This is a genomic window from Janibacter sp. GXQ6167 (genome assembly GCF_041365945.1).
In the GTDB taxonomy this organism is placed as follows: domain Bacteria; phylum Actinomycetota; class Actinomycetes; order Actinomycetales; family Dermatophilaceae; genus JBGFSK01.
Map to the genome: position 1 here is coordinate 527,501 of NZ_JBGFSK010000001.1, position 21,494 is coordinate 548,994.

The 21,494-nt window shown below is 68.0% G+C and carries 17 protein-coding genes; 7 read left to right on the forward strand and 10 right to left on the reverse strand.

The window, feature by feature from the left end; translation table 11 throughout:
* Nucleotides 1-29: 29 nt before the first annotated feature.
* Together AB8K43_RS02390 and AB8K43_RS02395 are read right to left on the reverse strand one after the other, a co-directional pair.
* Nucleotides 30-839: an alpha/beta fold hydrolase gene (locus tag AB8K43_RS02390; RefSeq protein ID WP_370890953.1), complete on the reverse strand. Its 810-nt coding sequence runs from the start codon at nt 837-839 to the stop codon at nt 30-32.
* 110 nt (nt 840-949) lie between these two features.
* Complete coding sequence (locus tag AB8K43_RS02395; RefSeq protein ID WP_370890955.1) at nt 950-1,405, reverse strand: phage holin family protein; 456 nt, start codon at nt 1,403-1,405, stop codon at nt 950-952.
* Between the two features lie 193 nt (nt 1,406-1,598).
* Here AB8K43_RS02395 and AB8K43_RS02400 point away from each other — a divergent pair, with 193 nt between their 5' ends.
* The 7 genes from AB8K43_RS02400 (at nt 1,599) to AB8K43_RS02430 (ending at nt 8,460) form a co-directional block, all read left to right on the forward strand.
* On the forward strand, nt 1,599-4,595 hold the full coding sequence (locus AB8K43_RS02400) for a DUF4040 family protein (RefSeq protein ID WP_370890957.1): 2,997 nt from the start codon (nt 1,599-1,601) through the stop codon (nt 4,593-4,595).
* Entirely contained in the window at nt 4,592-4,924 is a 333-nt protein-coding gene (locus AB8K43_RS02405; protein ID WP_370890959.1) for a sodium:proton antiporter, read from the forward strand. Before AB8K43_RS02400 ends, AB8K43_RS02405 begins: the two co-directional genes overlap by 4 nt.
* Nucleotides 4,921-6,441: a monovalent cation/H+ antiporter subunit D family protein gene (locus AB8K43_RS02410; protein WP_370890961.1), complete on the forward strand. Its 1,521-nt coding sequence runs from the start codon at nt 4,921-4,923 to the stop codon at nt 6,439-6,441. Before AB8K43_RS02405 ends, AB8K43_RS02410 begins: the two co-directional genes overlap by 4 nt.
* Nucleotides 6,441-6,851: a Na+/H+ antiporter subunit E gene (locus AB8K43_RS02415; protein WP_370890963.1), complete on the forward strand. Its 411-nt coding sequence runs from the start codon at nt 6,441-6,443 to the stop codon at nt 6,849-6,851. The genes AB8K43_RS02410 and AB8K43_RS02415 overlap by 1 nt, the downstream gene beginning before the upstream one ends.
* Nucleotides 6,848-7,108, forward strand: coding sequence for a monovalent cation/H+ antiporter complex subunit F (locus AB8K43_RS02420; RefSeq protein WP_370890965.1), 261 nt, complete (start codon nt 6,848-6,850; stop codon nt 7,106-7,108). Before AB8K43_RS02415 ends, AB8K43_RS02420 begins: the two co-directional genes overlap by 4 nt.
* Entirely contained in the window at nt 7,108-7,500 is a 393-nt protein-coding gene (locus AB8K43_RS02425; RefSeq protein ID WP_370890967.1) for a cation:proton antiporter, read from the forward strand. Before AB8K43_RS02420 ends, AB8K43_RS02425 begins: the two co-directional genes overlap by 1 nt.
* A 150-nt stretch (nt 7,501-7,650) precedes the next feature.
* Nucleotides 7,651-8,460: a glycerophosphodiester phosphodiesterase family protein gene (locus AB8K43_RS02430; protein ID WP_370890970.1), complete on the forward strand. Its 810-nt coding sequence runs from the start codon at nt 7,651-7,653 to the stop codon at nt 8,458-8,460.
* Nucleotides 8,461-8,646: 186 nt separating this feature from the next.
* Here the strand turns inward: AB8K43_RS02430 and acs are convergent, their stop codons facing one another.
* From acs to AB8K43_RS02470, 8 genes are all read right to left on the reverse strand, one after another.
* Nucleotides 8,647-10,593 carry an acetate--CoA ligase gene (gene acs / locus AB8K43_RS02435; protein ID WP_370890973.1) on the reverse strand — a complete coding sequence of 649 codons (1,947 nt, stop codon included), beginning with the start codon at nt 10,591-10,593 and terminating at the stop codon, nt 8,647-8,649.
* 214 nt (nt 10,594-10,807) lie between these two features.
* A complete protein-coding gene (locus AB8K43_RS02440; RefSeq protein ID WP_370890975.1) occupies nt 10,808-13,525 on the reverse strand; it encodes a M4 family metallopeptidase in 2,718 nt (905 codons plus the stop codon).
* 135 nt (nt 13,526-13,660) lie between these two features.
* Nucleotides 13,661-16,375, reverse strand: coding sequence for a M4 family metallopeptidase (locus AB8K43_RS02445; RefSeq protein WP_370890979.1), 2,715 nt, complete (start codon nt 16,373-16,375; stop codon nt 13,661-13,663).
* Nucleotides 16,376-16,624: 249 nt separating this feature from the next.
* A complete protein-coding gene (locus AB8K43_RS02450; protein WP_370890981.1) occupies nt 16,625-18,289 on the reverse strand; it encodes a cation acetate symporter in 1,665 nt (554 codons plus the stop codon).
* A gap of 3 nt (nt 18,290-18,292) precedes the next feature.
* Entirely contained in the window at nt 18,293-18,649 is a 357-nt protein-coding gene (locus AB8K43_RS02455; RefSeq protein WP_370890984.1) for a DUF485 domain-containing protein, read from the reverse strand.
* A 171-nt stretch (nt 18,650-18,820) separates the two neighbouring features.
* Nucleotides 18,821-20,350 (reverse strand): cation acetate symporter, encoded by a 1,530-nt coding sequence (locus tag AB8K43_RS02460; protein ID WP_370890987.1) that lies wholly within the window; start codon nt 20,348-20,350, stop codon nt 18,821-18,823.
* Nucleotides 20,347-20,724: a hypothetical protein gene (locus tag AB8K43_RS02465; protein WP_370890990.1), complete on the reverse strand. Its 378-nt coding sequence runs from the start codon at nt 20,722-20,724 to the stop codon at nt 20,347-20,349. The genes AB8K43_RS02460 and AB8K43_RS02465 overlap by 4 nt, the downstream gene beginning before the upstream one ends.
* A complete protein-coding gene (locus AB8K43_RS02470; RefSeq protein WP_370890994.1) occupies nt 20,721-21,491 on the reverse strand; it encodes a LytR/AlgR family response regulator transcription factor in 771 nt (256 codons plus the stop codon). Before AB8K43_RS02470 ends, AB8K43_RS02465 begins: the two co-directional genes overlap by 4 nt.
* Between the last annotated feature and the right edge of the window lie 3 nt (nt 21,492-21,494).

A 21,494-nucleotide genomic window follows, 5' to 3' on the forward strand; every position in this document is an offset into this window, starting at 1 on the left:
AGAGGCGACGTCGGATCACATCGAACCGGCTACCGGACGGGAAGGCAGCCGGCGAGCCAGGTGAGGAGCAGGTCGTTCATGGTCTCCGGCGCTTCCTCTTGGACGAAGTGTCCGACACCGGGGACGGTCGCGAGTTGGAGCGGACCGCGGACATAGCGGGCGCTGTCATTGGCGAGCGAGGGGAGTACTGCGCTGTCGAGAGCGCCTTGAACCTGCAGCACGGGCACCGTGATCGGGCGCCGGACCCGGTGGCTGTAACTCCACCCGCCCGCGGTGACCCGGGAGCGCACGACCCAGCGGTAGTAGTGCGCCGCGGCCTGGGGAGCGAAGGGGACCGACATGACGGTGGCGTACCGGCTCGTGACGTCGTCGGCGAGCCACCTCGTGTCGGGGCCGGACCATTCGGCGAGGCGCACGGTGATATCGGAGCGGCGCCCGGCGACGTGGCGTTCGGGGGCGAAGGGAGTCTGCAGCGACCGGATGTAATCGTTGGCTTTCCATTGGCTCGGGTGGCGCCACGAGGCCTTGCGGAACACCGACGGGTGGGGCATCCCGACCGACCCGATCGCGGCCGTCACCTCCGGGTGGAGACCCGGCATGCTCCAGGCGAACCAGCCGCCGAGGCCGTGGCCGACGATGGCGGCCCGATCGGCTCCGAGCGATCGGATCAGCGCGGCGATGTCATCGCACGCCGTCTGCGCGTCGTAGCCCGAAGGGGGCTTATCCGAGGCCCCGAACCCGCGCAGGTCCATGGCGGCCACCCGGTAGCCCGCCGCCGCGAGCGCGGGAATCTGCGCGCGCCACGTCCACCAAAACTCCGGGAACCCGTGGACGAGCACGACGAGTGGCCCATGCCCCGCCTGGGCGACATGGAATCGGGCACCGTTGGCAGGGACGAAGCGGTGCTCCCACGGGCCCTCGACGAGGGCCGCGGCGGCGTCGGGAGCGCTCAGGATCCCGGCTTGATCGCTTCGACGGTTTCCTTGCCCTGGGCGATGGCGCGCTCGGGCACCGGCTTGGCCTTCTTGACCGCCTTGAAGCCCACCAGGCCGACGATCGCGGCGATGAGGAAGAGCAGGACCGTCGTGATGAGGTACCCCGCCCACATCGGGAGCCAGATCGCGATGACCTGGGCGATCGTGTGGAAGAGGAAGATCAGGCCGAGGAGGCCGACGAAGGCAGCGCCCGCGAGCATCCCGATGCCCTTGCCGGCGATGCTGACGCCCTTGGTGACCTCGGTCTTGGCCAGCTGAATCTCATCGCGCACGATCGTGCCGAGGTCGGTCGTGACATCGGCGACGAGCTGCCCGATGGTGCGCTCGTTGGCGCCGGGCTCGGGCTCACCGACAAGACGGCGGGCGGCGGCGCTGGACGTGGCGGTACGGTCGACTCGGTCGATGCTCATGGTGCTCCTGGATCGCGGGTCATGCGAGGGCTCATCGCCACCTTACCCGTGCGCCAAGGCGATGGGACGAAGCAGTCCTTCTGATCGGTAAACTGTCCGCCATGTTCCTTGACTGCCGCGCAGCCACGCCCCCCGACAATTCGGTAGGCAGCGGCTGCTCGGATGGCCAAGCGATCACGGGCTAGGGCGCCGCATGGATTTAATCTGGATCATCGTCCTGCTCGGCGCGACTGTCGCCGTCACCCCCCTTCTCACCCGCGCCTTGGGCCGCCGTGCCGGTTGGCCCCTCGCCGTCTTGTATCTGCTGGCGGCGGGCCTGTTGATTCCCGGCGCTCGCGAGGTGCTCGCCGGTAACGACGTCACCTGGTCAACACCATGGATTGATGCCGTCGGGGTGGATTTCGCGCTGAAGCTCGATGGCATCGGCCTCGTCTTCGCGATGATCGCGCTCATCATCGGCGCGGTCGTCTTCCTCTACTCCGCTGACTACCTCGGCGAAGGGAGGCAAACCTCCTTCTACCTGGTGATGGCGGCCTTCACCTTCGCCATGGTGGGGCTCGTCCTCGCCGACGACATGGTCTTGCTCTTCGTGTGCTGGGAGCTCACCTCGCTCGCGTCCTTCCTGCTCATCGCGCGCTCGGGGCGCGCCGGGGAGACGGCGTCGATGCGCACGCTGCTCATCACCTTCGTCGGCGGCCTGTCGCTCCTCGCGGGCTTGGGCGTCATCGCGTGGCGGACGGGCACCACGTCGATCAGCGAGGCCTTCGCCTCCGACGTCTGGGCGAAGGAGCCCGGCTTCGCGACCCTGGCCGCGATCCTGGTGCTGATCGCCGCCTTCACCAAGTCAGCGCAGTTCCCCTTCCACGTGTGGCTCCCCGACGCGATGGCCGCGATCACCCCCGTGAGCGCGTACCTGCACGCGGCGGCAGTCGTGAAGGCCGGCATCTTCTTGATGCTGCGCTTCTCCCCGGCCTTCCACGACGTGCTCGCCTGGCAGATCACTCTGATCGTGGCGGGCCTCTTTACCGCCGGGCTGGGCGGCCTGATCGCGATCCGCCAGCATGATCTGAAGAAGTTGATGGCCTACTCGACGGTGAGCCAGCTCGGCTTCATCACCGCCGCGATCGGTGTCGGGACGACCGGGGCCATGGTCGCCGCGGTGATTCACACGATCGCGCACGCCTTGTTTAAGTCCGGTCTGTTCATGATGGTCGGCGTTGTCGACCACGCGACCGGGACCCGTGACCTCAACCGGTTGCCGCAGTTGTACAAGGCGATGCCGGTCTCCTTCGTCGTGACGATCCTCGGCTGCGCGTCGATGGCCGGGATCCCCCCGATGCTCGGCTTCATCTCGAAGGAAGAAATCCTCCACGCCTTCGGTGAGGCGCCCGGGGGCGAGATCGCGGGCTACCTGACCCTCGCGGTCGGGGCGCTCGCTGCCGTCGCGACCTTCGTCTACTGCGGGCGGATCGTCCTTGGCGGCTTCGTCGACGGCACGTCCTCGCGCGAGATCAAGCCGGTGTCGGTGCCGATGATCGGCTGGGCCGCCCTGCCCATCGTCGTCGGCCTCCCGCTCGCCTTCATGGCCTCGGTGCTGAACACTCCCGTCCAGCGCGCCGCTGAGGCGGCCTTCCCCGGCGCGACGATCGAGCCGGACCTCGGCCTATGGCATGGCTTCACCCTCGAACTGTGGGTCACCCTCGCGATCATCGCCGTCGGCACGACGCTGCTCGTCAAGCGCCGCGCTCTCATGGGCCCCATCCACATGGAGACCGGCGTCCCCGACGGGGCGACCGTGCTCGCGGCCATGACCCGCTCCCTGGTGCGGGTGGGCGACCGCGTCGCCGGCTGGACTCGCGCTGATCACCCGACCCGGCACGTCGCCGTCATGGCGGGATCGCTCCTTGCCGTGCTCCTCGTCGGCGTCGTCGCGGTCCGCTCCGAGATCGCGGCGAACCCCTTGGTGCCCAACCTCTCCCGGCCGATCGACGCCCTTCTCCTAGTCCTGCTGACGACCGCGGTGATCGGCGTCTGCACAACCCGCTCGCGCCTTGCCGCCACGCTCTGTCTGGGCGCCGTCGGCATCCTCGCGACCGCTCAGCTGATCGGCCTCGGTGCGCCCGACGTCGGCCTGACGCAGTTGCTCGTCGAAGCCCTCACCGTAATCGTGATCATGCTCGTGCTGCAGAAGCTGCCACTGCGCTTCGGTCACGCCGGAGCCGAAGGGCGCCCCATCCTGACGGGGAAGATCCTCCTCGCGCTCGGCAGCGGCCTCGCGGTCGGTCTGGGGGCGTGGGCGCTCACCGGACGCCGTCCCCGCGCGGAGGTTGCCGACTTCTACCTCACCCAGGGGCCGGAGATCACCGGTGGCGACAACATCGTCAACACGATCCTCGTCGAGTTTCGAGCCCTCGACACCCTCGGTGAGCTCGGGGTGCTCGGCTTCGCGGGGGTGGCGATCATCGCCGTGCTCTCCAGCGTCCGGAACCGGTACATCGATCCGCCGGCGGAGGACAACAAGCACCACGTCCCGGTGCCGGAGCTCTCCCTTCGTCCCGCACCATCCCCGGCCCAGCGCGCGATCGAAAGTGCCTGGCCCAATGTGGTGCCGCTCCAACTCATGGTGCGTTTCCTCAACCCGATCCTCGCGGTCATCTCGGCCCTGCTGCTCTGGCGCGGCCACAACGAGCCCGGCGGCGGCTTCATCGCTGCCCTCGTGGGTTCGGCGATCGTCGGTCTGATCTATCTGTCGACCTCTCGGGACCGGCAGATCGGTCCGCCGCGAATGCCGCTGTGGTTGATCGGAGGCGGGATTGGCGTCGCGATTGCGACGGGCTTGTGGGGTCTCCTTGCGAAGGGGGCCTTCCTCGAGCCGATCCATTGGTACATCGGCGAGGTGCACTTCTCGTCGGCGCTGATCTTCGACCTCGGGGTCTACGCCGCGGTCCTCGGACTCATCATCGTCGCCTTCAACCTCCTCGGAGCCTCCGACTCGGGCGGGCTGGACGGCGCCGAGGGGACCCGCGAACGCGTGGACGAGAGCGTCGAAGGCGAACTGCCGGGCCCGATGGACACCGTCCGCGGCGAACATGTCGGCGAGGCCGACGATCCACCGATGACCGATACGCGAGTAGGAGCTCGCACCACCCACCTCAGTGAAGGCGTCCGACCGAAGGAGCAGGGCCGATGATCCTCTTCGTCACGATTGCCGTCCTGACCGCCGGTGGGGTCTACCTTGTGCAACAGCGCTCGATGGTTCAGATCGTCTTCGGTGTCTCGCTGATGAGTCACGCCGCGAACTTCGTCCTGCTCGCCGCGGGGGTCCCCGCCTGGCGCGGTGAACCGATCGCGAGCGCGACGGCTGCCGAGTCGGCCGCTGACCCCCTTCCGCAAGCTTTCGTCCTGACCGCGATCGTTATCACCCTCGCGGTGACGGTCTTCATGCTGATGCTCGCGGTGCTCGGGCACAACGACGACACCCGCCGGATGCCGGCGACCGGGGAGACCCACGACCGATGACCATCGCCCCCCTTCTCCCGCTGCTCGTCATCGTGCCGCTCCTCGCGGCCGCGGTGATGACCCTCGTGCGTAACCGGACGCTCGGGGCGATCGTCATGGTCGCGATGCCGGTCATCGTGACCGTGGTCGGTGTCCTCATGATCGGCTACCACCGCGAAAACCCGGTGGTCGCCAACGCGCTCGGCGGCTTCGCCGACGGCATCGCGATCCCCTTCGTCTCCGACACCTTCAGCGCCGTGATGATCACGGTCACGGGCCTCGCGACCAGCGCGACCTGCGCCTTCCTCGTGATCACCGGCGAGAGCCGCTATCGCTTCGTGGTGCCGCTCGTCCTCATGCTGATCGCCGGGGTCAACGGTGCGCTGTTGACCGGTGACCTCTTCAACCTCTTCGTCTTCGTCGAGGTCATGCTCCTGCCGTCGTACGCGCTCATCGCCCTCACCGGGTCCTGGCGCCGGCTCGGCGTGGGTCGGCTCTTCGTCACCGTCAATTTGGTGACGAGCACGATCCTGCTCATGGGGGTCGGGCTCGTCTATGGCGCCGCCGGAACCGTCAACCTGGCCGCGCTCGCCGGACTCGGGGCGAAGGACCCGCGTGTCGGGCTCGCCCTGACCGTGGTGTTGTTGGCGCTCGCGATCAAGGCCGCCGTCGTCCCGGCGCATACCTGGCTGCCGCGGACCTACCCGGCGACCTCGCCGGGGATCATGGCCCTGTTCTCCGCGCTCCACACCAAGGTGGCGTTGTATGCGATCTACCGGATCTACTCGGTGACCTTCGCCGGTGAGGCCCCGTGGCTGCCCGTCCTGATTGTCCTCGTCGCACTCACCATCGTCGTCGGGGCGCTCAGCACGCTCGGCGAGCGAACCGTGCGCCACGCCCTGTCCTTCCAGATGGTGAGCGGCGTGGGGCACATCCTCGTCGGCCTCGCGGTCTTCACCGCCTTCTCCTTGGGCGCCGGGCTGCTCTACATGGTCCACCACATCGTGACGATGGGTGCGCTGCTGCTCCTCGCGGGTGCCATCGAACACACCTACGGCTCAGGTCGCTTCGATCGGCTATCCGACCTCATCCGGCGTGATCCGTGGGTGGCGGGCGTCTTTGCGATCGGGTTGCTGTCCCTGGTCGGCCTGCCGCCCGCCTCCGGGCTCTGGGGCAAGGTGGCGCTGGTCGCATCCGCCGCTCAGGCGACGCCCTGGATTGCGGCCACCATGATCACCTCGATCATCATTGCCTCGATCCTCTCCCTTCTTGCCCTGCAACGGATGTGGGACGGGGTCTTTTGGGGTCAGCCGATGGAGACCTACCGCGCGGATAGCCCGCGCACCCGGCTCACCGAGCCCATCCCGTGCCCACCCGAGGTGCGGATCGGGGCGAAGATCGCGGCTCCCGGGATCGCGCTCATGGTCGTCTCGGTCGGGATCTTCCTCGCCATCGGAGCGATCGCTCCGGTGATGCAGCAGGCGGGCACCGACCTCACCCAGATCGCTCCCTACGTCGAGGCGGTGCTTCCCCGGTGATGTACCTGCACCCATGGCACACGGCACGCTATGCCGCCTTCATCGCGGTTGAACTGGTGAAGGGAGCGACCATGATCGCCGCCGACGTGATGACCCCCGGGTCCAAACTGAAGCCCGCGATCATCGAGTTCCCCCTTCGCTGTTCGACCGACCTGGAGATCACCTGGATGGCTTCGTCCATCACGGTGACTCCGGGGACGTTGGTCGTCGGGACAGCCTCGGCGACCGAGGACCACCCGCCGACCCTCTTCGTCCACGTGATGTATGCCGACTCCCGCGAGCAGGTGCTTACCGACCTGCGCGACATGGAATCTCGACTCCTCCGGGCCACCCGCGGCCGCCGCGCTGACGAGATCCCGATGGCCCCGGGTGCCGACCCGATCGGCCAGGACGGAAGGGGGCGCGCATGACCGTCGTCGTCGGGATCGCCATGGCAATCCTCGCCGTGTGCATCGTCATCGGGCTCACCCAGATCCGAGACGCCGAGGACGCTGCCAGCCAGGCCGTCGTCGGTGACCTGATCTACTTCTGCGGAGTCGGGGTCATCGTCCTGTTGAGCATGCTGTACACCTCGACCGTCGTCGTCGACGCGGCCATGCTCGCCGCGATGCTCGGGATCCTCTCCACCATCGCGCTCGCGCGCATCATCACGAGGGGGCGGCGCTGATGCAGACCTGGGAAATCATCGCCGAGATCGTCGCGGCCATCCTCGTGATCAGCGGCGCGTTGTGGGTGCTCGTGAGCGCCGTCGCGATCCGGCGGGTGCCGGACGCGCTCTCGCGCATCAATTCGCTCTCGCCAGCCACCGGGATGGGCCTGACCTCGATCGTTGCTGGCGCCTGGGTGCACAAGCTCGCTCAGGTGGGGTTCGACCTCACCGGGACGATCAAGATGGTCATCACGATCATCGCCTTGCTCCTCGTGTCCTCGGTCGCCTCAAACACCCTCAGCCGGGCGGCCGTGATGTCCGGCGCCAAGGTCGATCCGCGGACCAACCCGGACGACCTCTATGAGCCCGAGACGCACAATGAACCGGCCGCGAGCGACCGCGATCACTGAGGTCGTCCTGCGTCGAGCGGGGCAGTGCTCGGTCTCGCACTAACGAGACGGTGGCCGCCCGGCGGCGCCCGCTCAAAAGGTCGGTGAACGCTCGGTCGCTCCACCCGCTTCCTGAGGTGTACCCCCGTCGGTCACCGGCAACATGGGGCCATGAGGTACGGCGCAGGACGCGACCCCTTGGCCATCGCTCACCGCGGGGGCGCGTCCCTCGCTCCCGAAAACACCCTGGCCGCATTCGCGATGGCGACGGCGCTCGGACTGCGCTACCTCGAGACCGACGTCCGGCTCACCTCCGACGGTGAGTTGGTGTGCTTCCACGACGAGACGCTGGATCGGTGCACGACCGGCTGGGGTCGCGTCGACGCGGTCAGCGCCCGGCGGCTGCGGACGGTGCGGGTCGGGGGGACCGAGCCCATCCCGACGCTCGCGGAGGCGCTGGAGGACCGGCCGGAGGCCTGCTTCACCGTGGACCTCAAGGAGCGCGGGGCGATCGCCCCGATGGCCCGGCTCTTGCAGCGGCGGGACTTTGCCGAGCGGGTGTGCGTCGCTGGCGCCTGGGATGGGTGGATCGAGCAACTGCGCAGCCAAGCACCGCACGTGCGCACTGCGCTCGGGTGGCGTTCGCTGACGACGCTGATTTCGGCGAGCAAGGCCGGCGTCCCGGTGCCCGCGGCGCTCGTGCAGGGGCGCTTTGCTCACGTGCCGATCCGGCTTGGCCGGATGCCGATCCACTCGGAGAAGTTGGTCCGGAGGGCGCACCGCCTCGGGATTCGAGTGATCGTTTGGACCGTCGACGATCCGGATCTCATGCACGCACTGCTCGACGTCGGCGTCGATGGCCTCATCACCGATCGGCCGGACACCCTGCGCGAGGTGATGATCGCGCGCGGCACGTGGACCCCGATGCGGGGCCTGCCCCTTCCGCCCGACCCGCGGGAGACGCACCCCGCGAGGGCCTAACCCACTGACGACGCGACGGCGGGCGACCGCCCCCTCCCTTCTTCACTTTGCTTAAGCAGCGCCTCGATGCTTACCCACGAGGGTGAGCATCGAGGCCGTGCTTAAGCAAAGACGGGACGAAGGGGGTGGCGCGGGCCATCTCGCGAGGCCGGCGCCACCCCCTTCGTGCGGGAGTTGTCGTCGGAGCTACTTCTTTAGGCCCGACTGGATGAGGTTCATCACCGACGAGTCGGCGAGGGTGGTCACGTCCCCGACCTCGCGGTTCTCGGCGACATCCTTTAGCAGGCGGCGCATGATCTTGCCGGAGCGCGTCTTCGGGAGCTCCGGGACGATCATGATCTGGCGCGGCTTGGCGATCGGGCCGATCTCCTTGGCGACGTGGCCTCGCAACTCTTGGACGAGCTCGTCGCCGTTGCCGGCCTCGTCGACCGCAGCCTGGTCCTCTTCGCGCAGGATGACGAAGGCGACGACGGCCTGACCGGTGGTGTCGTCGTTGGCGCCCACCACCGCGGCCTCGGCGACCTTCTCGTGCGACACCAAGGCCGACTCGATCTCGGCGGTCGAGAGCCGGTGACCGGAGACGTTCATGACGTCATCGACGCGGCCGAGCAGCCAGATGTTGCCCTTCTCGTCGTACTTCGCCCCATCGCCGGCGAAGTAGTACTTCGGGCCGAAACGCGACCAGTAGGTGTCGCGGTAGCGGTCCGGGTCGCCCCAAATGCCACGCAGCATCGCCGGCCAGGGCTTGGTGAGCACGAGGTACCCGACCTTGTCGGCCTCCTCGAAAGGCTGGCCCTCGTCGTCGAGGATCTCGGCGCTGACGCCCGGGATCGGCCGCTGGGCGCTGCCCGGCTCCAGCTCGGTGACGCCCGGCAGCGGGCTGATCATGATCGCCCCGGTCTCGGTCTGCCACCAGGTGTCGACGATCGGAGCCGAACCCGCGCCGATGTGGTTGCGGTACCAGCGCCAGGCCTCGGGGTTGATCGGCTCACCGACCGAGCCGAGCACCCGGATCGAGGAGAGGTCGTACTTCGCGGGGATGTCATCGCCCCACTTCATGAAGGTCCGGATCGCGGTCGGCGCGGTGTACATGATCGTGACGCCGTACTTTTGCACGATCTCCCAGAAACGCCCCTGGTGCGGGGTGTCGGGGGTGCCTTCGTAGAGCACCTGGGTCCCACCATTGGCGAGCGGTCCGTAGACGATGTACGAGTGGCCGGTCACCCAGCCGATGTCGGCGGTGCACCAGTAGACATCGGTCTCGGGGTGCAGGTCATGCACGACCGCGTTGGTGTAGGCGACCTGGGTCAGGTAGCCGCCGGTGGTGTGGAAGATCCCCTTCGGCTTCCCGGTCGTCCCCGAGGTGTAGAGGATGAAGAGGGGGTGCTCGCTGTCGTGCGGCTGCGCCTCGTGCGTGTCGGCCTGGCCGTCGACGACCTCGTCCCACCACAGGTCACGACCCTCGGTCCAGTCGACGTCGATGCCGGTGCGGCGCACGACGAGGACGTTCTCAACCGGCGACTCGTCATCACCGTGGGCGATGGCGGCATCGACGGCGGCCTTCAGCGGCGCGGCCTTCCCGCGGCGGTACTGGCCGTCGCTCGTGATGACGAGCTTGGCGTCGGCGTCCGCGATCCGGGTGTGCAGTGCCTCGGCGGAAAAACCGCCGAAGACGACCGAGTGCGGAGCGCCGAGGCGAGCGCAGGCGAGCATCGCGAAGACGGCCTCGGGGATCATCGGCAGATAAATCGCGACGCGATCGCCCTTCTCCACGCCGAGCGAAGTGAGCGCGTTGGCGGCCTTGGCGACCTCGCGCTGGAGCTCGGCGTAGGTGATGGTGCGGGTATCGCCCCCTTCACCCTCGAAGTGGATCGCGACCCGCTCTCCGTTGCCGGCCTCGACGTGCCGGTCGACGCAGTTGTACGCGACGTTGAGTTCGCCGCCGACGAACCACTTGGCGAAGGGGGCATCGCTCCAGTCAAGGATCTGATCGAAGTCCTTGCTCCAGGTGATCCGCTCGCGAGCCTGACGGGCCCAAAAGCCCTCGTAGTCATTGGTGGCCTCGTCGTACAGGGCCTCGGTTCCGTTGGCCTGGGCGGCGAACTCCGGGGTCGGTGCGTAGGACTCCGTCACGGTTACTCCTCATTGAGTGCTGGGGGAGGCGAAGGGGGCATCAGGCACCCATCGGTCTGGTCACCACTGTCGCTGGCGCCGGTGAGCGAGACAACAGGTCGGCCGAATCTGCTCGGTGGGCGGACGGGTCGTCGCGACCAGCGGCGCGGCCCGGAGGAAACGATCGTGGCCCCCGGGGAATCCCCGGGGGCCACGATGACGCGAGCGCGTCAGGTCAGCAGGACGCTCGCGAGTTCGCCCGCATCACGAGGTCCGGGCCACCGGTCGACAGATCGATCCAGATCACCTGCGTCCCACGCCCTGCCGCCGGGAGGAACTGTGTCCCGGTGCTGCACGACACCCGGCGAGGAGTGCCACCTTGCAGAGGCAGTTGGTACAGGCGCGAGTAGTCACCGAAGAAGTCCGATTGCGCGTAGGTGACGCGGGTTGTCGAGGCCGTGAGCGGCGACGCCCCCGGCGCGTACTGGCTGGTCTCCGAGAGACTCTGGCGCGGCGTACCGCCGGCGAGCGGCACCCGGAAGATGCCAGCGCCCCCTTCGGAGTCATCGAGCCGGTCCGCCGCGAAGTAGACGGACTTCCCGGCGATCGCCGGCTGGCCGATGGTGACCGGCCAACGGTTGGTCCGGAAAGACGTCAGGACCGTGGTCTTACCGGTCCGGGCGTTGTACGCCTTGAGGATTGCCTGGGTCGAGTCGGCGATGCCGGGGTTGTCGGCGTAGACGACGGTGTCTCCGCTGATCACCGGGTCGCTCAGCTCCCGCCCCTCGGCCGGCTTGATCTTGACGATCTTCCCCCCGGGGCGGCGCACATAGAGCGACACCTCGGCGGAGTTCGCGCGCATCCACGCGGTCGTTGTCGTCCCGACCTGCAGGTTCGTGATCATCACGAACGGACCGTCGAGGACCACCTTAGGTCGGTCCAGGCGCTTGCGGTCGGCGATCTCGACCCGGGTCCGCCACTCGCCACCACGCTCAGTGAAGCGAATCCACGCGGCGCGGGTCGAACTGATCGCGGGGAGGAGGTAATTCGATGTGGCGTCGCGGCTGATGACGGAGCTCTTGGTCGGCGAGTTGGTGCTGCCCATCCGCAAGAAGTAGTTGCCCTGGAAGTTCGGGGCGGTCATCGACAGGATCCAGTTGGTCCCATGCATGACGGGGCGGTCGGTCACCGCGCCGACATTGCGGCGAAGGGCGACGCTGTCCACCTTCGCCATGGAGCGTTCCCATCCGGGGGTGATGCCGCGCGAGTCGAAGGCGGCGCCGATGGAGCTCAGTTGGGCGCTGGTGGCGCCCAGGTCTTTGGCGGCGCTGAGGGTGGCGACCCGTAGGTCGGTGAAGCCCGACAGTGGTGTGAGGTACTGGGTTTGGGCGCGGTAGAAGACGCGGTCGGCGAGGTCGGCCCCGAGGTTTTGACGGACCTGCCACATCGCGCCGGCCGGGATCAGCGAGTTGGTGTGCACCCCGCCGTTGTCATCGATCCCGCCGAAATACCGAGAGGTCTTCACGACCTGACGCAGATCCCTGATCGCGCACGACTTCCAGGACTTGATGAAGCACAGGTCCTCGCCCATGAGGCTTGCTCGGTTGGAGGTCTCGCTGATGCCGAGGACCTTGTTTTGCACGGCATTGCCGAAGTAGTCCGAGACGGCTTCGTTGATCGCGCCGGACTGGCCGAAGTAGACCAGGTTGGACGAGTGTTCAGTGACCCCGTGGGTCATCTCGTGGGCGATCACGTCCAGGGAGGCTGAGAAGGGCTTGTAGCCGTCGCCGCCGGTGCCATAAAACATCGCCTTGCCATTCCAGAAGGCGTTGGGGAAGTCCTCGCCGCCGAAGGTGACGTTGACGACGGAGTTAATCGAGCCGCCCTGATTGTCGAGGCTGTTGCGCCCGAGCCCGCGGTAGTAGTCGTAGACCTCGCGCGCGCCCCAGTGCGCGTCCAACGCTCCAGTGCGGTTGTCCTTGGCGGTGAAGGGGATGTGCTTGGCTCCGACCGGCTTCAAGCCCTCCGGCCCCTTGGCTTCGAAGGAGACGAACTCGAGGGCATCGGCGCGCTTGGCGTCATAGGTGGCGAGTTCGCCCTTGGACCCGGTGTGCATCGGCGCGGTGCGATCAACGAGGTCGTAGCCGGTCGCCGTCTGGGTGACGTTGAGCGGCTTATCGGGCTGGTTGAAGGTGGCGCCGGTGGTCGTGATCTGGTCACCGGGTGCCTTGGCGGCGGGCGCGAAGGTCTGCAGGTCGTTGTAGCTCAGGACCGGCCGCCCCGTGCCCTCGGCGAGGTACACCTGCTCGCGCACCGGACTGTTGGTGGTGCGGTCCACCCCGACCACGGTGAGGTGACGGGTGCGGACACCGGTGCCGAAGGGGAGGATCACCAGGCCGCGGTCGGTCACCGCCGGTGCCTGCGCCAGGCGGTACTTCTCAGTGACGGCGCGCCGCGCGATGACCTTCGCGGGCCCGCTCGGAAGCGGGACGCTCGATGGCACGGCGAGGTCGGTGAAGTACCGGCCCGAAGTCCCCGTCACGACGCGGGACGAGCCCTTGCCCTTCATCCGCACGACATAGGTCGCGCCGAGCACCGGCACCCCGTCGACCTCTTGCTGGAGCCGGACCGCCGTGCTTTGGCCCTGGGTATCGACGCGCTCAAGCGTGAGGTCCTTCTCGTCGATCCCGTAGGTCTGTTCCCGGCTGGAGAGGAAGCTCTTCGCGGCGCTCTCCGGACTGCCGGTCGGAGCAGCGGCCTTGATCTCGGTATGAGTGGGGGTGTCGGTATCGGCGACTGGTGGGTCACCCGGAGCAGGCTCCGCTGGAGTGTCGAGGGTGACCGGTCCTGGCGCAGCCGTGGCGCTTGATATCGAGATGGCTGGGGCGACTGCGGCCGCCAGCATGGCCGTTGACACCGCAACCACGATGTTGCGGCGACCTGCTCTGTTCACGTGATTCCCCTTGCGTCCGATGAGCGGTGATGAGGTCGTGCACCCGACGAACGCCGGGAGCACACGAATGGTTGAGTCGGTCGGGAGCCGATTTGATACAAGGGGCCCAGGCGGTGACCGGACGCTCGGGGCCGCTTAGCAGCGAGCCCGCGAGGTCTCCCTCGTCACGAGGTCGGGTCCGCCGACCGAGTAATCGACCCAGACGACCCGCTGGCGGGAGGCCGCGACCGCCAGACCCTGGGTGCCGGTGCTGCAGGACATTCGGCGGATCGAGCCGCCACCCATCGGGACCTGGTACAGGCGTGACTCCGGGTAGGAGGTCTTGTCGTTGGCGAAGGTGACGTGGGTTGTCGAGGCGGTGACGGGTGCCCCGATCGGCGCCCATCGGTGGGTCTCGGAGAGCACCTGACGTGCCGTCCCACCGGCGAGCGGTACGCGCCAGATCCCGGCGGCGCCCCAGCGGTCGTCGACCCGGTCAGCGGGGAAGACCACCCACTTCCCGGCAACGGCTGGCTGGCCGAGCCCCACGCCGTAACCGGCGCTCCCGGTGACCGAGGTGAGCTTCTTGGTCTTGCCGGTGCGCGCGTTATAGGCCAGGACGTTGGCGACCCGAGAGCTGCCCCAGCCGGGGCTGTCGGTGTAGACGACCTGATCCTCGATCACCGTCGTATCGCTGAGCACGCGTCCGCGACCGGGCGCGATCTTGATGGTCTTACCGCCGGGGCGGCGGACGTAGATCGACGAAGAGGACGAGGTCGCCCGGGTCCAGGCGACGGTCGAACTGCCGACCGAGAGGTTCGTCACCATGTCGCGGGTATCGGCGATCACCGTGGGCCGATCCAGTCGGTTGCGTGGCGCGATCTCGACGCGGGTCCGCAGGCGCCCTCCACTCAGGGACATCCGAATCCAGCCGACCCGAGTCCGGCTGATCGACGGGAGGGTGTACGAGGAGTTCTTGTCCTTGGTGATCACCCGGCTGCTTCCCGGCTTGCTGGTGCTCCCCATCCGGATCATGGCCGGGCCAGAGAGGTTGCTCGCGGTCATCGACATCACCCAGACCGAGCCGTGGACACCGGGTCGGTCCACCGCGGCACCGGTGTTGCGCTTCAAGGCGACGCTGTCCACCTTCGCCACCGACCGTTCCCAGCCGGCGGTGATGCCGCGGGAGTCGAATGCCCGGCCGATCGCCGCGCGCTGCTCGCTCGTCGCGCCGAGATCCTGGGCGGCGCTGATGGTCGCGACGCGCAGGTCGGTGAGGCCGGCGAGCGGCGTCAGGTACTGGGTTTGGACGCGGTAGAAGACGCGGTCGGCGAGGTCGGCCCCGAGGTCGCGGCGGACCTGCCACATGGCCCCGCCGGGGATCAGAGAGTTGGTGTGCACCCCGCCGTTGTCCTCGAACCCGCCGAGGTACTGAGAGGTCTTGACGACCTTGCGGAGGTCGCGGATCGCGCACGAGGTCATCGACTTGCTGATGCAGAGGTCCTCGCCCATGAGACTCGCGCGGTTGGAGGTTTCGCTGATGCCGAGGACCTTGTTTTGGACGGCGTTGCCGAAGTAGTCGGAGACGGCTTCGTTGATGGCGCCGGACTGGCCGAAGTAGACGAGGTTCGAGGAGTGCTCCGTCACCCCATGAGTCATCTCGTGGGCCACGACATCGAGCGAGGCGGAGAAGGGCTTATATCCGCTACCGCCGGTGCCATAGAACATGGCCTTGCCATTCCAGAAGGCGTTGGCGTAGTCGTTGCCCTCCATCGTGAGACCGACGATCGACTCAATCGAGCCGCCCTTGTCATCGAGGCTGTTGCGTCCGAGGCCGCGGTAGTAGTCGTAGACCTCGCGGGCGCCCCAGTGCGCGTCGAGCGCGCCGTACCGGTTGCTGGCAGAGGTGAAGGGGACCGTCGTCGAGCTCACCGGCGTCATCCCCGCGGCGCCACGAGGGGGCTGGAGGAAGTACCCGGCATCGCGCCGCTTGGCGTCAAAGGTGGCGATGGTGCCGCCGGAGCTCGCGTACATCGGGGTGCTGCGGTCGAGCAGGCTGTACCGGGAGCCCGCCCGGGTGACATGGAGCGGTTTGTCCGGCTGGTTGAAGGTCTTGCCGGTCGTCGTCACCTGGTCATCGCTCGGCGCGGTCGGTGCGAAGGTGGGCAGATCGTTGTACCGCAGGACCGGCCGCCCGAGTCCGGCAGCGAGGTAGACCTGCTCGCGGACCGGGGTGGAGGTCGCGGTGTCGAAGCCGGTCACCGTGAGGTGACGAGTCAAGACGCCCTGGTCGAAGGGGAGGACGACGAGGCCCTTGTCCTCCACGCTTGGTGCTGCGGCGAAGCGGTAGCGCTGACCGGTGACCTTCTGGGCGACCTGGCGTGCGGGGCCGCTTGGGACGCCCTTCGCGGTGTCGACGTCGAGCTGGGTGAAGTAGCGGCCGGAGGTGCCGGTGACGACCCGCTTGCTCCCCTTCCCCGATAGCCGAACGACATAGGTAGCGCCGAGGACCGGTACGCCGTCGACCTCCTGCTGAAGGCGCACCGCGGCGTCCTGGCCCTGGACGTCCACCTGGTCGACGCTGACCTCGTCGGTGTCGATGCCGTAGGTCTGCTCGCGCTTGGCGAGGAAGGTGGTGGCAGCAGTCGCGGCGCTGCCGGACGGGGCCGCGACCGTGACGTCGGTGTGCGCTGGCGTATCAGTGTCGGCGACCGGGGGGTCGCCGGGGGCCGGGTCTTCAACGGGCGCCGTGCTGGCGATCGGGCTGCTCTCCGCTGTTGGTGTGGGCGCGGCCAGGGCGGGGGCGATGGACGCCGCCGTCAGGCCGAGAGTTACTGCGAAGATGGTCGTGCGTCGGCCAGGTGTGGTCACCGTGTTGTCCCCTGCTACTTTCCCGCGTGCCGATCGGGGCCATCCGGTCCGAGCGGCATCTCCCTTCTCGCCCCACTCGGGCGAGACCACTGCCAGACCGCGACCCGTGGCGTGCCGTGGGGGGTGGTCCTTTTGCGAACCTTAGCCCCTTGGTCGCCGCCGCGTCTGCGCCCGTGGTGTCCCTAATTCCGTGGGGATGCGCGAAGGGGGAAGGGCGCACCCTTCCCCCTTCGGCAGACCGAGCCGGATCTAGTGGTCGATCGCCTCGGCCACCCCGTGACCAGTCAGCGAACGCACCTCCATTTCGGCGTACTTCGCGCGGTTGAACTCCTTACTCGTCACCGAGCCGAGCCACCCGAGGAAGAAGCCGAGCGGGATCGAGACCAAGCCCGGGTTGTCGAGCGGGAACCAGTGGAAGTCGATCGACGGGTCGGTGATCATCGACGGGCTCTTGCCGGTCGCGTCGATCGGCTTGCCGGAGACCACCGGGCTGAAGGTGATCAGCACCAGCGACGAGATCAAACCACCGTAGATCGACCACAGCGCGCCTCGAGTAGTGAAGCGCTTCCAGAAGAGGCTGTAGAGGATCGTCGGGAGGTTCGCCGAGGCGGCGACGGCGAAGGCGAGCGCCACGAGGAAGGCGATGTTTTGGCTCTTGGCCGCCATCCCGCCGAAGATCGCGACGGTACCGATGACCAGCACCGCGAGCTTGGCGACCTTGACCTCCTGGTCGCTGGTGGCGGTCCCGCCCTTAAAGACCTCGTTGTAGAGGTCGTGGGCGACCACGGCGCTTGTCGTGACGGTCAGGCCAGCAACGACCGCGAGGATCGTGGCGAAGGCGATACCCGAGACGATGCCGAGCAGCGGCGATCCACCGAGTTCCAGGGCGAGCAGCGGGGCCGCCGAGTTGGCCTTGCCGGGAGCGGCGAGGATCGCGTCGGGGCCGACCAGCGCGCCGGCGCCGAAGCCGATGACGAGGGTCAGCAGGTAGAAGCCACCGATCAGCCAGATCGCCCACTCGACGGACTTGCGGGCCTCCTTCGAGGTCGGCACGGTGTAGAAGCGCTGCAGCACGTGCGGCAGACCCGCGGTACCAAGGACGAGCGCCATCGCGAGCGAGATGAAGTCCACCTGCGTGGTGAGGCTCTTGCCGTACTTCAGGCCCGGGTCGAGCAGCTTGGAGGCCGCGGCAGCGGTCTTCTCATCGCCGGAGGCAGCGGTCGTGTCGATCGCACCCTGGAAGACGCTCGAGAGATTCATCCCGAACTTCGCGAGGACCCAGAGGCTCATCAGGGCCGCAGCCGCGATCAGCAGGACCGCCTTGATGATCTGCACCCAGGTGGTCCCCTTCATCCCGCCGATCATCACGTAGGCGATCATCACGGCGCCGACGACGGCGATCACGAGGTTCTGCGCGAAGGGGCTGTCGACGCCAAGAAGCAGCGAGACGAGACCGCCGGCACCGGCCATCTGGGCGAGCAGGTAGAAGAAGGAGACGGCGAGCACCGAGGTGGCGGTCGCGATCCGGACCGGACGTTGCTTGAGCCGGTACGAGAGCACATCGGCCATCGTGAGGCGGCCGGTATTGCGCATGAGCTCGGCGACGAGCAGCAGCGCGACCAGCCAGGCAACGAGGAAGCCGATGGAGTAGAGGAAGCCGTCATACCCCTGGAGGGCAATGGCGCCGGCGATCCCGAGGAAGGACGCAGCGGAGAGGTAGTCACCGGCAATGGCGATGCCATTTTGGCGGCCAGAGAAGGAGGCGCCACCGGTGTACATCTGGCTGGCGGTCTTCTTGCCCCCGGCGACCTTGATAACGACGGTCAAGGTGACGACGACGAAGACGATGAAGATGGAGATGTTGAGGACCGGGTTCGATCCTTCGGCGACGGCGGGGATCATCACGGTAGTCATCGATCAGGCCTCCGGGTTCTCGTCGTCGATGTGGTGGACGCCATCGAGGCGCGAGCCGATCTCGTCGGCGAGGGGGTCGAACTCCTTGTTCGCCCACTTCACGTAGATGAAGGTGATCGCGAAGGTCGTAACGAACTGCAGCAGACCGAAGATCAGGCCGACGTTGATCAGGCCGAAGACCTTGGTGCCCATGAAGCCCGGGGCGAAGATCGAGAGCAGGACGTAGAGGAAGTACCACGCGAGGAAGAAGGCAGTCACGGGGAAGACGAAGCCGCGGAACTTGCGGCGGAGCCGCTGGAAGTCCTCCGACTCCTGGACGGCGATATAGCGATCGCCGAGCTGCTGAGCGTCGTTGCTCATGGAGCTCACCTCCGAGGAAGGATGGGGCGATCGGCAGGGGCGCCGATCGCGTTCGGGACAGCGGTCACCCTTCCCCACCGATCACGAGAAGCGCGCCTGCTTTCCGGTCACGGTCGGTAGGCGAAAGATCGGGCGCGCCGTGCGGTGACCTCCGTCACGCCGAACGGTGGGCTAGGGCCGATGAGTGGTCGCTTCGAGAACTTCTTCGGGGGTGTGGAGGCGGGCCATGATGCGCGGGGTGTTGCGAGGAACCGAGCCGGAGGTCGCGAGGGAGACTCCCACCGCGACGGCCACCGCGAGCGGGGTCGCCCAGGCCGTGGGACTCGTGAGAAGGGCGTCGGGCCAGCCCTCCAAGCGGAGCGGGCTCAGGGAGAGGATGGCGGCGGTCGCGGTGCTGATCCCCCCGACGGCGAGGCCGGCTCCCGCTCCGGCCGCGGTCAGGTGACGCCACCACACTCCGAGGATCAGCATCGGCGCGAAGGTCGCCGCCGCGATGGCGAAGGCATGGCCGATCACCGTCGAGATGCCCACCGTCCCGATGAAACCGCTCACCACGAAGGGGGCGAGGACGCCAAGCACCGCGGCGACGCGGAACGACTGCACCGGAGTGAAATCGCCACCGGTCCGGCGCGCGAGGAGCGGGCGAAGCACATCCTGATCGAGGGCACCGGCGACCGACATCGCCACGCCGGAGGCGGTGCTGAGGAAGGCGGCGAAGGCCCCGCCGGCGAGCAGCGCGGCGAGGAGGTCTCCGCCAATCCCGTCGATCATCGCGGCGGGCAGGGAGAGGACGACGCTGCCGCTGAAGCCGTCGGTCGACCCCCCTTCGAGATAGTGCCGCCCGAGGACCCCGTAGACCGGCGGGAAGAGATAAAAGAGCCCGAGCAGCGCGAGCACCGCCACCGTGGTGCGGCGCGCGGCCCACCCATCGGGATTGGTGTAGAAGCGCACGACGACATGGGGCAGCCCCATCGCGCCGAGGCAGAGGGCGGCGAGGGTGCTGTAGGTGATGAAGAGCGCATGCTGGCTCGGTGCCGCGTTCGTGAGAGGGAGCCACCATCCGTCGTCCGCGACCGGTTGCGGGCGACCATCGCGCATCCAGACGAAGAGCAGGACGAAGGCGGGGATGGCGATCGCGCTGAGTTTGAGCCAGTACTGGACGGCCTGGACCAGGGTGATCGAGCGCATCCCGCCGGCGACGAGGTTCGCGGTGATGATCGCGGCGATGAGTGCAGCACCGATCCAGGTCGGCCAGCCTGTCACGTGGCGAAGGGCGAGACCGGCGCCTTGCATCTGCGGGAGGAGGTACAGCCAGCCGATCGCGACGACGAGCGCCGAGGACATCAGGCGCACGGTCCGCGACCCGAGCCGCATCTCGGCGAAGTCGGGCAGGGTGTACGCACCGGAGCGCCGAAGAGGGGCCGCCACCAGCGCGAGCAGGACGAGGTACCCGACCGTGTAGCCGACGGGCATCCACAGCATGTCGACGCCGCGCTCGTAGACGAGCCCCGCGACCCCGAGGAAGCTTGCGGCAGAGAGGTATTCGCCGCCGATTGCGCTGGCGTTGCGCCACGGAGAGACGGTCCGGCCCGCGACATAGAAGTCGCTCGTCCCCCGCGCGCGTCCGAGACCTCGCCAACCGAGGGCGAGCGTGAGCACGCAGACGCCGCCGATCGCGACGAGGGACCAAGGCGATGTCATCGGTCGTTGACGACCCGAGTGAACTGCCGCTCGATCCGCTCGGCCGCGCGCGTATAGGCCCGGGCGGTGATGATCGCGGCGGGGTAGATCGCGATCCCGAGGACCAACCAGGGGAAGAGCACGCCGGCGATCGTCAGCTCTCGGGTCGCGGGGATGATCGCAAACAGAAGAGGGAGAGCGCCGAGAGCGGCGGCGCCGAGGCCGAGGGTGCGAAGGGCGAGCCGCCGTTGCGCCCGAATCAACGAGTCGACGTAGGTGGCACCGAGCGGGCTCTGCTCGTCGATTTCATCGCGCACGCTGCGACGGCGCGGTGCCCGGGGGCGCTGGCGTGAGGCGGTGACCCGGACCCGCGCGGGAGGGATTGACTGGTTCACCGGCGGTCGGGTTCGGTGCGATCGGGCCGTAGCAGGGTCGCCCGTAACTGCCGGGTGTGGCGCCGACTCACTTGGAGGACGGCCTCATCGACCACCACGGTGCACCGACCTCGATCCATCCGGACCTCGCTGATATGACGGGTCGAGACCAGGGTCGAGCGGTGGATCCGCACGAAGCCCGCTTCGGCCCACCGCTCCTCGAGCGTCGCGAGCGGGATCCGCACGAGGTGCGAACCGGTCGGGGTGTGCAGGCGGGCGTAGTCGCCGTGGGCCTGGACGTACTGGATCTCGCTGCGGGCGACGAAGCGGGTGACGCCGCCGAGCTCGACCGGAATCGTCTCGTCGGACTCGGGGGTTTCGGCGGGCGCGGCGCGCTCGGACTGGACGAGGCACCGGCGCACCGCCTCACCGATCCGCTCGGGGCGCACGGGCTTCATCACGTAGTCGACGACGTCGAGGTCGAAGGCGTCGACGGCGTGGCTGTCGTGGGCGGTCACGAAGACGATGTGGGGCCGTTCGGTAAAGCGCTTGATGACCCGAGCGAGCTGCATCCCGTCAAGGCCCGGCATCGAGATATCGGAGAAGACCACATCGATGCGCTCGCGCTCAAGGGCCGCCAAGGCATCGGTCCCACTCGCGGCCGTGAGCACCCGACCGACCCGGTCGTCCTGGTTTAACAGCCATGCGAGTTCGCTGCGTGCTGGAGCCTCGTCATCCACGACGAGCACGGTCAGGGCGGCTGGGGCGGCATCATTGCCTGGGGGCATGGG

Excerpts from the sequence above, each read along its gene's own strand:
- AB8K43_RS02395 (WP_370890955.1), bottom strand. The coding sequence starts at position 1,405 with ATGAGCATCGACCGAGTCGACCGTACCGCCACGTCCAGCGCCGCCGCC.
- AB8K43_RS02400 (WP_370890957.1), top strand. The coding sequence starts at position 1,599 with ATGGATTTAATCTGGATCATCGTCCTGCTCGGCGCGACTGTCGCCGTC.
- AB8K43_RS02405 (WP_370890959.1), top strand. The coding sequence starts at position 4,592 with ATGATCCTCTTCGTCACGATTGCCGTCCTGACCGCCGGTGGGGTCTAC.
- AB8K43_RS02410 (WP_370890961.1), top strand. The coding sequence starts at position 4,921 with ATGACCATCGCCCCCCTTCTCCCGCTGCTCGTCATCGTGCCGCTCCTC.
- AB8K43_RS02415 (WP_370890963.1), top strand. The coding sequence starts at position 6,441 with ATGTACCTGCACCCATGGCACACGGCACGCTATGCCGCCTTCATCGCG.
- AB8K43_RS02420 (WP_370890965.1), top strand. The coding sequence starts at position 6,848 with ATGACCGTCGTCGTCGGGATCGCCATGGCAATCCTCGCCGTGTGCATC.
- AB8K43_RS02425 (WP_370890967.1), top strand. The coding sequence starts at position 7,108 with ATGCAGACCTGGGAAATCATCGCCGAGATCGTCGCGGCCATCCTCGTG.
- AB8K43_RS02430 (WP_370890970.1), top strand. The coding sequence starts at position 7,651 with ATGAGGTACGGCGCAGGACGCGACCCCTTGGCCATCGCTCACCGCGGG.
- AB8K43_RS02450 (WP_370890981.1), bottom strand. The coding sequence starts at position 18,289 with ATGACTACCGTGATGATCCCCGCCGTCGCCGAAGGATCGAACCCGGTC.
- AB8K43_RS02455 (WP_370890984.1), bottom strand. The coding sequence starts at position 18,649 with ATGAGCAACGACGCTCAGCAGCTCGGCGATCGCTATATCGCCGTCCAG.
- AB8K43_RS02460 (WP_370890987.1), bottom strand. The coding sequence starts at position 20,350 with ATGACATCGCCTTGGTCCCTCGTCGCGATCGGCGGCGTCTGCGTGCTC.
- AB8K43_RS02470 (WP_370890994.1), bottom strand. The coding sequence starts at position 21,491 with ATGCCCCCAGGCAATGATGCCGCCCCAGCCGCCCTGACCGTGCTCGTC.